We start from the raw sequence: 11,768 nt of genomic DNA, 5'->3' as shown, positions 1-11,768 counted from the left end.
GCGGCCGCAGAAGCGGCCTGAACACCGCAACCGCTAAGCGTCAACCAAAGCGGGGGCAGTCCCTGGCACTCACCCCCAGGAACCGCGCGGGGAAACTCCCGCCCTCAGCCCAGCAACCCCCGCACCACCCGCAGCCCCACCGACATCCGGGCGAGGTCGGCGGAGTCGTCGCCGCAGATCTCCTCCAGGGTGCGGGCGGCACGGCCGATGCGGACGGCGTCGGTGTCCTCCCAGGCGATGACCCGCTCGGCGGCACCGAGGGAGCCGTCGGTGTGGGCGAGCACCTGACCGGTGAGCGCGACGTGGACGGCGTGCAGGTCGTCGCGCAGCGCGGCGCGCGCCATCGTCTGCCAGCGATCCTCGCGCGGCAGCGCCAGCACCCGCTCGACCAGCTCGGGGATGCCGAGCCGCTCGCCGAGGGTGAAGTGCACATGGGCGACGTCGCCGGGGTCGAGGGCGAGCCGGCCGGCGATGTCGACGACCCCGAGCACCGAGTAGGCGGGCTGGAGGACGGCGATCCGCGAGGCGAGCTCGCGCGGCACCCCGAGGTCGGTGAGCTCGTCGCGCCGAGCCTGGTAGGCCTCGAGCTCGCGACCGCTCATCAGCTCGGGCAGTTGGGCGAGGGTCTCCTGCACCGGGGCGGCGTACTGGTCGATGGTCGCCTGGCTGTCGAGCGGCGGCCGCTTGTGGGTGACCAGCCACCGTGAGGCGCGCTCGACGAGCGTGCGCATCTCGATGCGCATGCGGGTCTGCACCGTGGCGGGCAGCCGGTTGTCGAAGGAGGCGATCTCCTCGCGCAGCGGCAGGGACGCGTAGATCTCGCGCGCCACGAAGTTGGCGCGGGTGAGCTCGGCGGCCGTCGCCCCGGTCTCGCCGGCCAGCCGCGGCCAGTAGGTGAGGCCGGCTCCGTTGACGAGGTCGTTGACGACCTGGGTCACGATGATCTCGCGGCGCAGCGGGTGCTCGCGGATCTGCTCGGCGAACCGCTCGCGCATGGCGCTGGGGAAGTACGCGACGAGGTCCTGGTCGAGGTAGGGGTCGTCGGGCAGGTCGGAGTCGAGGAGTTCCTGGGCCAGCACGATCTTGGTCCACGACAGCAGGACGGCGAGCTCCGGCGTGGTCAGCCCCTCGTGCCGTTCGAGCCGGCGCCGCACCTCGGTGCGCGAGGGCAGGCCCTCGATCTCGCGGTGGAGCACGCCCTCCTTCTCCAGGGCGCGCATCCAGTCCTCGTGCACGTGGAGCAGGGACGGCGCGTGCGCGGCGGCGTTGGCCAGCGCGAGGTTCTGCTCGTAGTTGTCGCGCAGCACGAGCGCGGCGACCTCGTCGGTCATCTCGGCGAGCAGGGCGTTGCGCTGCTTCTCGGTGAGGTCGCCGGCGGCGACGACCCGGTCGAGCAGGATCTTGATGTTGACCTCGTGGTCGGAGGTGTCGACGCCGGCGGAGTTGTCGATGAAGTCGGTGTTGACCCGGCCGCCGTTGCCGTCGTTGCCCAGCTGGACGTACTCGATGCGACCGGCCTGGGTCAGGCCGAGGTTGCCGCCCTCGCCGATGCAGTGGGCGCGCACGTCGCGACCGTCGACGCGGATCGCGTCGTTGGCCTTGTCGCCCACCGCGCTGTGCGGCTCGGAGGAACCCTTGACGTAGGTGCCGATGCCGCCGTTCCAGAGCAGGTCGACCGGCGCGGCCAGGATCGCCCGCATGAGATCGCTCGGCGGGAGGTGCTCGACGTCGTCGGGCAGGTCGAGCACGCGACGCACCTGCGGGCTGATCGGGATCGACTTCATCGACCGCGAGTACACGCCGCCGCCCTCGGAGATCAGCGACTCGTCGTAGTCCTGCCAGGAGGAGCGCGGCAGCTCGAACATCCGCTGCCGCTCCTTGAAGGACGCCGCCGCGTCGGGGTCGGGGTCGAGGAAGATGTCGCGGTGGTCGAAGGCCGCCACGAGCCGGATGTGCTCGGAGCAGAGCATGCCGTTGCCGAAGACATCGCCGCTCATGTCGCCGATGCCGACGCAGGTGAAGTCCTCGGTCTGGCAGTCGATGCCGCGCTCGCGGAAGTGCCGGCGCACCGAGACCCAGGCACCGCGGGCGGTGATGCCCATGGCCTTGTGGTCGTACCCGACCGAACCGCCGCTGGCGAAGGCGTCGCCCAGCCAGAAGCCGTAGGACTTCGCGAGGTCGTTGGCGATGTCGGAGAACGTGGCGGTGCCCTTGTCGGCGGCCACCACGAGGTAGGGGTCGTCGCCGTCGTGGCGCACCACCGAGTGCGGCGGGACGGCGACGCCGTCGACGAGGTTGTCGGTGATGTCGAGCAGGCCGCTGATGAAGGTGCGGTAGCTGGCGATGCCCTCGGCGAGCCAGGCGTCGCGGTCGACGGAGGGGTCGGGCAGCTCCTTGGCGACGAACCCGCCCTTCGCGCCGACCGGCACGATGACGGTGTTCTTCACCATCTGCGCCTTCACCAGACCGAGCACCTCGGTGCGGAAGTCGTCGCGGCGGTCGGACCACCGCAGGCCGCCCCGGGCGACCGAGCCGAACCGCAGGTGCACGCCCTCGACCCGGGCCGAGTAGACGAAGATCTCGAACCTCGGCCGCGGCTCGGGCAGATCGGGCAGTGCCGAGGGGTCGAGCTTGAGGCTGAGGTAGGTCTTCGAGAGTCCCTCGGCGTCGGGCTGGTACCAGTTGGTGCGCAGCGTGGCCCGGATGTGGGCGAGGTAGGAGCGCAGGATGCGGTCGTGGTCGAGGCTGGCGACGTCGTCCAGCGCGGCCTCGATGCGCTCGACGATGCGGCTCTCCTCGCCGGCCTCGCGCGCGGCGACAGCGGCCGGGTCGAAGCGCACCTCGAAGAGCCGCACGAGGAGCCGGGTGATGTCGACGTTGCCCTGGAGCGCACCCTCGATGGTGTCCTGGGAGAACGGCGTGCCGCACTGGCGCAGGTACCGCGCGTAGGCGCGCAGCACCGTGGTCTGGCGCCAGTTCAGGCCGGCCGCGAGCACGAGCCCGTTGAAGCCGTCGACCTCGTTGCGGCCCTCCCACACGGCACGGACGGCGTCCTGCACCAGCTCGCGCGCGTGGTCGGGGAGCTCGCGGCCGTAGCGCAGCCCGAACTCGTAGATGTGGCAGGGGCGGTCGAGGCCGAGCAGGCCGTAGGGCCGCTCGTCGACGACCTCGACGCCGAGGCTGGAGAGCATCGGCAGCACCTCGGAGAGCGAGAGCGGGCTGCCCACGCGGTAGACCTTGAGACGGGCCTCGCCGCGACCGGCGTCGACCTGCTCGTAGAGCGCGAGGTCGATGCCGTCCTCGCCGTCCTGGTCGATGAGGTCCTCCAGGCGCGCGAGGTCGTTGGCGGCCGTGCGCGGGGAGAAGTCCTCCTTGTAGGCCTCGGGGAACGCGTCGGCGTACCGGCGGCCGAGCGCCGTGCCGGACTCCTCGCCGAACTCGGCGATGACGGCACCGAGGAGGTCGTCGCGCCAGTTGCGCGACGCCTCGGCCAGACGGCGTTCGAGGTCGCCGGCGTCGATGGCCGGGATCTGCTCGCCGCGCGGCAGGCGGACGACGAAGTGCACGCGGGCGGTGGTCGACTCGTTGATGCGCACGGTGAACTCCACCGACTCCCCACCGAGCCGGTCGAGGAGGATCTGGCTGAACCGCTCGCGCACCGCGGTGTTGTAGCGGTCGCGCGGCAGGTAGACGAGCACCGAGACGTAGCGACCGTAGGTGTCGCGGCGCACGATCGCGCGGACGGCGCGGCGCTCGCGGGCCTGCATGGCCGCGACGGCCATCGGCGTGAGCTCCTCGACCGGGGTGTGGAAGAGCTCGTCGCGCGGATAGGTCTCGAGGGTGTCCATGAGCGCCCGGCCCGCGTAGGAGCGCGGGTCGAAGCCGCACTCCTTGAGCACCTCCGCGGCGCGCTCGCGCAGCAGCGGGATGCGGGTCAACGACTCGGCGTAGGCGGTCGAGGAGAGCAGGCCGAGGAAGCGGCGTTCGCCGACGACCTCGCCGTCGGGACCGAAGGTCTTGACCCCGACGTAGTCGAGGTAGGCCGGGCGGTGCACGGTGGCGCGGCTGTTGGCCTTGGCCAGCACCAGCAGGGTGCGCTCACGGGCCTTGGCCCGCACGGGCTCGGGCAGCCGGGCGAAGGACTCCGAGAGGTCCTGGTCGGCGCGCAGGATGCCCAGGCCGCTGCCCGGCACGGCCCGCAGGACGTCGTCGGTGCCGGCGCCGTCCTCGGCGGGCACGGACTCCAAGGTGTACTCGCGGTAGCCGAGGAAGGTGAAGTGCTCGTCGGCCAGCCAGCTCAGCATGTCGGCGCTCTGCCGCACCTCCTCGGCCGGCAGCGGCGGCGGGTCGGCGCGCAGCTCGTCGGCGATGTCGAGCATCCGCTGGCGGGTGCGCGGCCAGTCCTCGACGGCCTCGCGGACGTCGCGCAGCACCCGCTGCACCCGGTCGACGACGACCGCGGGGTCGTCGCCCTCGGGCAGCCGGTCGATCTCGACGTGCATCCACGACTCGCGCACGGTGCCCTCGTGCGGGTCGACGGCGCCGTCCTCGACGGGGTGGACGCGCAGCAGCGTGCCGGTGATGTCGCGCTCGACGTCGACGTGGGGGTGGATGACCAGGTGGACGTCGCGCCGCTGGCCGCCGAGCTCCATCGTCACGGAGTCGACGAGGAAGGGCATGTCGTCGGTGACGATCTCGACGACGCTGTGCCCCTCGGCCGACCAGCCGTGCTCGGCGACGGTCGGGGTGAACACCCGCACCCGTGCGGTGCCCTGCGGGCGCTCGGACGCAAGCCGGTAGTGGCTGGCCAGCGCGCCGTAGACGTCGGCGTCGGTGCGGCTGCTGAGGTCGTCGACCGGCACGTGCCGGTAGTAGTTCGACAGCAGGGCGCCCACGTCGTCGTGGGGCGGCCCGCCGGAACCGGTGCCGGTGCGCGCCAGAGCGGCTGCGCGGTCGAGGAGTTCTTCGAGTTCGGGTTCGTGCGTCGCCATTGACACATCTCCCACGCTAGGACGTCGGGACCGGGTCACCAAGCGACGCCCCGACATCCGCCGTCTCGGGACCCAGATAGGTGATCGGCAGAGCCGAGGGAGACCTGAAGGCCCGCCTCGCACGGCGCCGACCCGGCGCCGGTCGGCCCGGGTCGGTCACAGCTCCGAGCGCAGCTCCCACAGCAGCGGGTAGTACTGCAGCGGCAGCCGCGAGCGCAGGTACGCAGCGCCGCTCGACCCGCCGGTGCCGGACTTGCCGCCGATCATCCGCATCACCATCACCACGTGCCGCGCGCGCCAGCTCGCGGCCAGCTCGTCGTGCTGGAGCAGCGCCTCGGCGAGCGCCCAGATCGCGGCATGGCGGTCGCGGTCGTGGGCCACGACCCGCAGGGACGCCGCCACCGCGGCGTCGTCCTCGACCGGCAGGCCGGCCGCGGCCATGACCCCGACGAAGGCGTCCCACAGCGTCGGCTCGCCGAGCCGCACGCGCAGCCGCTCCTCCTCGGCCTCGGTGAGCCCGCGGAACCGCTCGAGGTAGGCGGGGTCCTTCGCGCCGGAGACGAACTCCAGCTCGCGGAACTGCACCGACTGGAACCCCGAGGCCGGGGAGATGCGCTGGCGGAACTCCAGGAAGTCCTGCGGCGTCATCGTCTCCAGGACGTCGACCTGCTGCACCAGCACCCGCTCGATCACGTGCACGCGCTGGAGCAGGTGCTGGGCCCACCACAGCCGGCCGTCCTGCATCGCGGTGCGCACCTCCCCCACCTCGTGCAGCAACTGCTGGAACCACAGCTCGTAGACCTGGTGGATGGTGATGAACAGCAGCTCGTCGTGGGCCGGCGGCGCGGTCTGCGGATGCTGGGCGCTGAGCAGCTGCGGCAGAGAAAGGTAGGAACCGTAGGTCAACTGGGCGCCCTGCTCGCCGAAGGACACCATGTGCCCCCCGGAGTCATCCCCCGTGATCGCGGCTGCGCGCGCGTCGTCGTGCGACATGCGGCGACGATAGGGCACGCCTCGGGCAGGATGACGGCCGTGAGATTCCACCACGCCCTGACCTACGACGCCGCCCCGGCCGAGGTCCACCAGATGCTGGCCACCCCGGCCTTCCGAGAGGCCGCCTGCGCGGCGCAGGACGTCGTGTCCGCCGAGGTCTCGATCGAGTCCGGCGCCGACGGCGCGATGACGGTGGTCGTCGACCAGGTGCAGCGCACCGACGACCTCCCCTCCTTCGCCCGGAAGTTCGCCGGATCCACCACCCGGGCGGTGCAGAAGGAGCAGTGGAGCGGCCCCGAGGGCGGCACGCTGGCCATCGAGGCGCCCGGCAGCCCGGCCACGATCCGCGGCTCGATCACCCTGGCGCCGTCCGGCTCCGGCACGGTCGAGACCGTGGAGCTCGATATCAAGGTCTCCGTGCCGCTGATCGGCGGCAAGTTGGAGAAGCTGCTCGCCGACAGGATCATCGCCGGCATGGACGCCGAGCACCGCGTGGGCACGGCCTGGCTGAAGGGTGACCGCTGATGTCGAAGAAGATCCGTCTCGAGCTGACCTACGACGCTCCGCTGGCCGCCGTCCAGGCGATGCTGGCCGACCCGGCCTTCCGGGAGCGGGTCTGCGAGTTCCAGGGCGTCATCCGCCACGACGTGCGCATCGAGGGCGCGGGCGCCGGCATGAGCGTCGTCGTCGACCAGGTGCAGACCGCCCGGGGGATCCCCTCGTTCGCCACGAAGTTCGTCGGCGACGAGATCAACATCGTCCAGAAGGAGACCTGGACCTCCGCCGAGCAGGCGCGGGTCGAGGTGACCATCCCGGGCAAGCCCGGCGAGATGACCGGATCGGTCTCCCTCAGCGAGGCGGGCGGCACGACCACCGAGATCGTGCAGTTCGAGATCACCGTCCGGATCCCGCTCGTGGGATCGAAGATCGAGGGCCTCATCGGCGACCTGCTCAGCAAGGCGCTCCGGGCCGAGAACAAGGTGGGACGTGAGTACCTGGCCCAGGCGTGATCACGCCGTGACGCCGGCCCTCCCGTCGCACCGACGCCGGGAGGGCTGAGCGTTGCTGGGTCGCGCACTGCTGCCGTGGTTGCTGCTGTCGCTGCTGGGGAGCGGGTTCTACCTCGCCCAGCAGGAGTTCGCCGGCCGCACCTACTGCGTCGATCACTCGTTCACGCTGACGCGGGGCGCGACCTACAACGCCGCCTGCCTGACCGTGCCGGGCCGGCCGCCCTTGACCCAGCGCCACTCGCGTATGGAAGAGTTGCTCTCGGTCCTCGACGGCTGACGTCGTCCGGGACGCCGTCCCCTCCCCGGACCGTACGGAGCCGCCGTGCTGCAGCGCGCACTGATCTACGTGCTGGTCGCGCCCCTGGTGCTGGGCGGCATCGCGATCGCGCGCCACGCCGTCATCGGCCACACGTTCTGCCTCTCCCAGGCCCTGGCGATCGTCTCGGTCGAGGCCCGGGAGGCCTCCTGCGTGACGGTGCCCCGGGAGTCGGCTCCCGGGGCACCGCAGCCCGATCTCTCGCAGCTGTTCGACGTGCTCGACCGCTGAGGGCTGGCATCCGCCCGAGGGTCGGCGGGCACGGATCCCGACGTCGTCCGATATCCGGATGGACTTCTCAGGGGAAACTGTCACTGATCGGCCGAAATTTCCCCTGAGAAGTGCAGGAATCACCGGTGCACCGGTGATTCCGACAACCTCACCCCATGTACGGGTACCGATAATCGGTCGCCGGCACGAACGTCTCCTTGACCGAGCGCGGCGAGGTCCAGCGCAGCAGGTTGCTGGCCGCGCCGGCCTTGTCGTTGGTGCCGGAGGCACGACCGCCGCCGAAGGGCTGCTGGCCGACGACGGCGCCGGTGGGCTTGTCGTTGATGTAGAAGTTGCCGGCCGCGAAGCGCAGGGTCGAGAGCGCCCAGGAGACGGCCGAACGGTCGCGAGCGATGATCGAACCGGTGAGCGCGTAGGGGGCGATCGACTCCATCTCGGTGACGACGCGCTCGAAGTCGGTGTCCTCGTAGACGTGCACGACGAGGATCGGGCCGAAGTACTCGGTCGTGAACATCTCGTCGGTCGGGTCGGTGGAGACCACGATGGTGGGGCGCACGAACCAGCCGGTGCTGTCGTCGGTGGTGCCGCCGGCGATCACCTGCAGGTGGTCGGTGCCGTGGGCGCGCGCGATCGCCGCCTCGTGCTTGCGGAAGGCCCGCTCGTCGATGACCGCACCCATGAAGTGCGTGAGGTCGGTGGGGTCGCCCACGCTGATCGCCTCGGTCTGGGCGATCAACTCGTCCTCGAGACGCTCCCACACCGACCGGGCGATGTAGGCCCGCGAGGCGGCCGAGCACTTCTGGCCCTGGAACTCGAAGGCGCCGCGGATCAGCGCGGTGCGGACGACGTCGGGGTCGGCCGAGGGATGGGCGACGACGAAGTCCTTGCCGCCGGTCTCGCCGACCAGCCGCGGGTAGGTGCGGTAGCCGGCGATGTTCTCGCCGACGGTGCGCCACAGGTGCTGGAAGGTCGGCGTGGAGCCGGTGAAGTGGATGCCGGCGAGGTCGCGGTGGGTGAGCGCGGCCTCGGAGACCGCGATGCCGTCACCGGGCAGCATGTTGATGACGCCCGGCGGCATGCCGGCCTCGATCAGCAGCTCCATCGTGAGCGACGCGGCGAGCTGCTGGGTCGGCGAGGGCTTCCAGATCACGGTGTTGCCCATGAGCGCGGGCGCGGTGGGCAGGTTGCCGGCGATGGCGGTGAAGTTGAAGGGCGTGATGGCGTAGACGAAGCCCTCGAGCGGGCGGTGGTCGGTGCGGTTCCACACGCCGGGGCTGTTGGCGATCGGCTGCTCGGCGAGGATCTGCCGGGCGTAGTGCACGTTGAAGCGCCAGAAGTCGATGAGCTCGCAGGCGGAGTCGATCTCGGCCTGGAAGGCGGTCTTCGACTGGCCGAGCACGGTGGCGGCGTTCAGCCGCTGGCGCCAGGGCCCGGCCAGCAGGTCGGCGGCGCGCAGCAGGACGGCGGCCCGCTCGTCGAAGGGCAGCGCACGCCAGGCGGGGGCCGCCTCCTGGGCGGCGGCGATGGCCGCCTCGGCGTCCGCGCGGGTGCTGCCGTGGGTGGTGCCGAGCACGTGGGCGTGGTCGTGCGGCTGCACGACGGCGATCTCCTCGCCCGCGCCGCGGCGCCACTCGCCCCCGATGTAGGCCGGGAGGTCGTGGGTCGTGCTCTCGAGACGATCGATCTCGGCGAGCAGCGCGTCGCGTTCGGGAGTGCCGGGACCGTAGGTGAGGTTCGGCTCGTTGACGGGGATCGGTGGGTGGGTGAGTCCGTCCATGCGGGCGATCGTGTCACACCGCCCGGGCGGCCTCCGAGCCCGCGGAGCGGGGCCTCACTCCCCCAGCAGGATCGCGATCTCCTGCCGGGCGTACCAGGCGAGGTCGTCGTCGGGGTCGGCCCCGGGCGCGGGGTCGACGTGCACGCTGGCGACGTCGGCCAGCGGGGCGTTGACGCCCGGCGTGGTGACGTCGACGGCGATGACGACCCGACGCGGGTCGTCGGTGGCCGCGGCCCGCTCGGCCGAGAGGACGGCGGCCTCCATGAGTGCGTCGTACTCGGCCTCCTCCGAGGTGTCCTCGGCGAGCACCGCGTCGGTGGTCGGGACGACGCCGTCGGCGTGGAAGCGGGCGAGCTCGGCGAAGCTGGCCGGCACGTAGACCCGCATCACGAGCGGGCCTCCGTGGCGGCGCCCGAGCGGACGGCCTTGGGACGCCGGCGTCCGCGCGGCGCCCGCGGCCGGGCCTCGGAGATCGTGTCGAGCAGCTCGTCGAGCGCCTCGGTGAGGCACTGGCCGAGCACGTCGGCGTCGGGCACCCGGGCGCCGTCGGCGGTGATGCCGTAGGCGACCGTGCCGTTGTAGGAGGTGACGCCGACGGCGAGCGCGTGGCCGGGCAGCAGCGGCGGCACCGGGTAGGTGGCCACCATCTCCGCGCCCGCGGCGTAGAGCGGCGACTGCGGGCCGGGCACGTTGGTGACCATCAGCTGGAAGGCGCGGCGACCCTGCTCGGCCGCCACCCGGGCACCGATCGCGTGGAAGGTCGTCGGAGCGAAGCCCGCGATGCCGGCGAGCCGGTTGGCGGCGACGCCGCGGCCGGTCTCCTTGTGGGCCTGGAAGGAGTAGGAGACCTGGTGCAGCCGCACCACCGGGCTCGGCTCGCCGACCGGCAGCTCCACGAAGTGGGGCGCGATCTGGCTGCCGAGCGAGGTGGCCTGCAGCTCCCGGTCGATCACCGAGACCGGGACGACGGCCCGCACCTGCTGGAAGCCGCGCAGCGACTCGTCGTGGGTGAGCAGCCAGCCGCGCAGGCCGCCGGTGATCGTGGCCAGGATGACGTCGTTGACGGTGCCGCCGTGGACGTCGCGGATGCGCTTGTAGGCGTCGAGCTCGGTGAGCACCGACACGACCCGACGCTGCTGGGAGTGCCGGGCGGCGATCTGACCGCGCGGCTCGGTACGGCGTCCGGTGAGGCCGGCGACCGTGCGACGCGCCGAGCGACGCGCGTCGGCGGCGTTGCGCAGCACGGTGCCACTGACCGTGCGGACGGTGTCGGCCAGCACGTCGGGGTCCTTCAGGGAGTCGCCGATCGCCTCGAGGACGACGCCGCCCGGGGAGGCGGGGCGCTTCGGGCGCCAGTCGTCGGCACCCAGCGACTTCGGGCTCGGACTGTTGTCGAGCAGCACCTGGCCGAGGTCGACGGTCTCAACGCCGTCGACGAGCACCTGGTGGGCCTTGGAGAGCAGCGCGACCCGGCCGCCGGACAGGCCCTCGACGACGTACATCTCCCACAGCGGCTTGGAGCGGTCGAGCGGGCGGGACACGATGCGGGAGACCAGCTCGCGCAGCTGCTCGAGGCTGCCCGGACGCGGCAGCGCGGAGCGGCGCACGTGGTAGCGCAGGTCGAAGGCCGGGTCGTCGACCCAGGAGGGGTTGGCCAGCCCGCCGGGCACCGTCTGGAGGCGCTGGCGGTAGCGGGGCACGAAGGCGATGCGGTCGGCGATGAGCTCGAGCAGCCGCTCGTAGTCGAAGCCGGACTCGCCGGGCTCGAAGATCTCGACCGTGGCGTTGTGCTTCGGGGTGGCCGGCGACTCCTCGGCGAGCAGCGCGACCTCAGCGGGGCGCAGGCGCTGACCCATGGGACCCCCCTTCCTCGAGGCACGTTGGCGACGCGTGCGATTCTGTCAGAGGTCCGGCGGCAGCCGGGGACGGTCTCGCCGGCCCCGTCGTCGCAGCCGGCCCCGCCCGCCGTCCCGTCGCAGAACAGGTCCCACCATGCGCCGACTCGCCGCCGCCGTCCTCGTGCCGCTGCTCTTCACCGCCGCCGCCTGCGGCGACGACTCCGAGAGCACCGCCTCGGGCTCCTCAGGGTCCACCAGCTCGTCGAGCACTCCCAGCTCGTCGAGCTCGTCGAGCTCGCCGACCGCCTCCGGCTCGGATACCGGCTCGGACACCGGCAGCTCCGACGCGGTCACCATCGCGATCACCGTCGACGGCTCGAACGTGACCCCCAACGGCGACCGCATCCCGGTCAAGGTCGGGCAGGACGTCGTCCTCGACGTCACCGCCGACGCCCCGGGCGAGATCCACGTGCACTCGACCCCCGAGCAGGAGTTCGAGTACGAGGCCGGCTCCACCCAGCTGACGATCTCGGGACTCGACCAGCCCGGCATCGTGACCATCGAGTCGCACACGCTGGACAAGGTCATCGTCCAGCTCGAAGTCTCCTGACC

10 protein-coding genes are annotated in these 11,768 nt (G+C 71.9%); 5 read left to right on the top strand and 5 right to left on the bottom strand.

What is annotated here, in order from left to right:
- Window positions 1-104: 104 nt before the first annotated feature.
- Together ABD671_RS22260 and ABD671_RS22255 are read right to left on the bottom strand one after the other, a co-directional pair.
- Window positions 105-4,991, bottom strand: coding sequence for an NAD-glutamate dehydrogenase (locus tag ABD671_RS22260; RefSeq protein ID WP_344735724.1), 4,887 nt, complete (start codon window positions 4,989-4,991; stop codon window positions 105-107).
- Window positions 4,992-5,147: 156 nt separating this feature from the next.
- The gene (locus tag ABD671_RS22255; protein WP_344735723.1) at window positions 5,148-5,984 is read right to left on the bottom strand and encodes a tryptophan 2,3-dioxygenase family protein; all 837 of its coding nucleotides are present in this window, start codon (window positions 5,982-5,984) and stop codon (window positions 5,148-5,150) included.
- A 39-nt stretch (window positions 5,985-6,023) separates the two neighbouring features.
- On the opposite strand from ABD671_RS22255, the gene ABD671_RS22250 reads away from it, so the two are divergent.
- Genes ABD671_RS22250 through ABD671_RS22235 form a run of 4 tightly spaced genes read left to right on the top strand, consistent with a single transcriptional unit; the run spans window position 6,024 to window position 7,541 of the window.
- Entirely contained in the window at window positions 6,024-6,509 is a 486-nt protein-coding gene (locus tag ABD671_RS22250; RefSeq protein WP_344735722.1) for a DUF2505 domain-containing protein, read from the top strand.
- Entirely contained in the window at window positions 6,509-6,994 is a 486-nt protein-coding gene (locus ABD671_RS22245) for a DUF2505 domain-containing protein (protein WP_344735721.1), read from the top strand. The genes ABD671_RS22250 and ABD671_RS22245 overlap by 1 nt, the downstream gene beginning before the upstream one ends.
- A gap of 52 nt (window positions 6,995-7,046) precedes the next feature.
- Window positions 7,047-7,271 (top strand): hypothetical protein, encoded by a 225-nt coding sequence (locus tag ABD671_RS22240; RefSeq protein ID WP_344735720.1) that lies wholly within the window; start codon window positions 7,047-7,049, stop codon window positions 7,269-7,271.
- 45 nt (window positions 7,272-7,316) lie between these two features.
- Entirely contained in the window at window positions 7,317-7,541 is a 225-nt protein-coding gene (locus ABD671_RS22235; protein ID WP_344735719.1) for a hypothetical protein, read from the top strand.
- Window positions 7,542-7,689: 148 nt separating this feature from the next.
- On the opposite strand, the gene pruA is transcribed toward ABD671_RS22235, so the two are convergent.
- Genes pruA through ABD671_RS22220 form a run of 3 tightly spaced genes read right to left on the bottom strand, consistent with a single transcriptional unit; the run spans window position 7,690 to window position 11,174 of the window.
- Complete coding sequence (gene pruA / locus ABD671_RS22230) at window positions 7,690-9,318, bottom strand: L-glutamate gamma-semialdehyde dehydrogenase (protein WP_344735718.1); 1,629 nt, start codon at window positions 9,316-9,318, stop codon at window positions 7,690-7,692.
- A 54-nt stretch (window positions 9,319-9,372) separates the two neighbouring features.
- The gene (locus ABD671_RS22225; RefSeq protein ID WP_344735717.1) at window positions 9,373-9,705 is read right to left on the bottom strand and encodes a DUF6912 family protein; all 333 of its coding nucleotides are present in this window, start codon (window positions 9,703-9,705) and stop codon (window positions 9,373-9,375) included.
- Window positions 9,705-11,174 carry a WS/DGAT/MGAT family O-acyltransferase gene (locus tag ABD671_RS22220; protein WP_344735716.1) on the bottom strand — a complete coding sequence of 490 codons (1,470 nt, stop codon included), beginning with the start codon at window positions 11,172-11,174 and terminating at the stop codon, window positions 9,705-9,707. The genes ABD671_RS22225 and ABD671_RS22220 overlap by 1 nt, the downstream gene beginning before the upstream one ends.
- A gap of 136 nt (window positions 11,175-11,310) precedes the next feature.
- On the opposite strand from ABD671_RS22220, the gene ABD671_RS22215 reads away from it, so the two are divergent.
- Window positions 11,311-11,766: a hypothetical protein gene (locus tag ABD671_RS22215; RefSeq protein WP_344735714.1), complete on the top strand. Its 456-nt coding sequence runs from the start codon at window positions 11,311-11,313 to the stop codon at window positions 11,764-11,766.
- The last annotated feature ends 2 nt before the right edge of the window (window positions 11,767-11,768 follow it).

Origin of the sequence: Nocardioides fonticola, from assembly GCF_039536805.1 — a bacterium.
GTDB classification, from domain to species: Bacteria; Actinomycetota; Actinomycetes; order Propionibacteriales; family Nocardioidaceae; genus Nocardioides; species Nocardioides fonticola.
The sequence above is the reverse complement of the archived record's forward strand: the minus strand, read 5'-3'. Positions and strand labels throughout refer to the sequence as shown.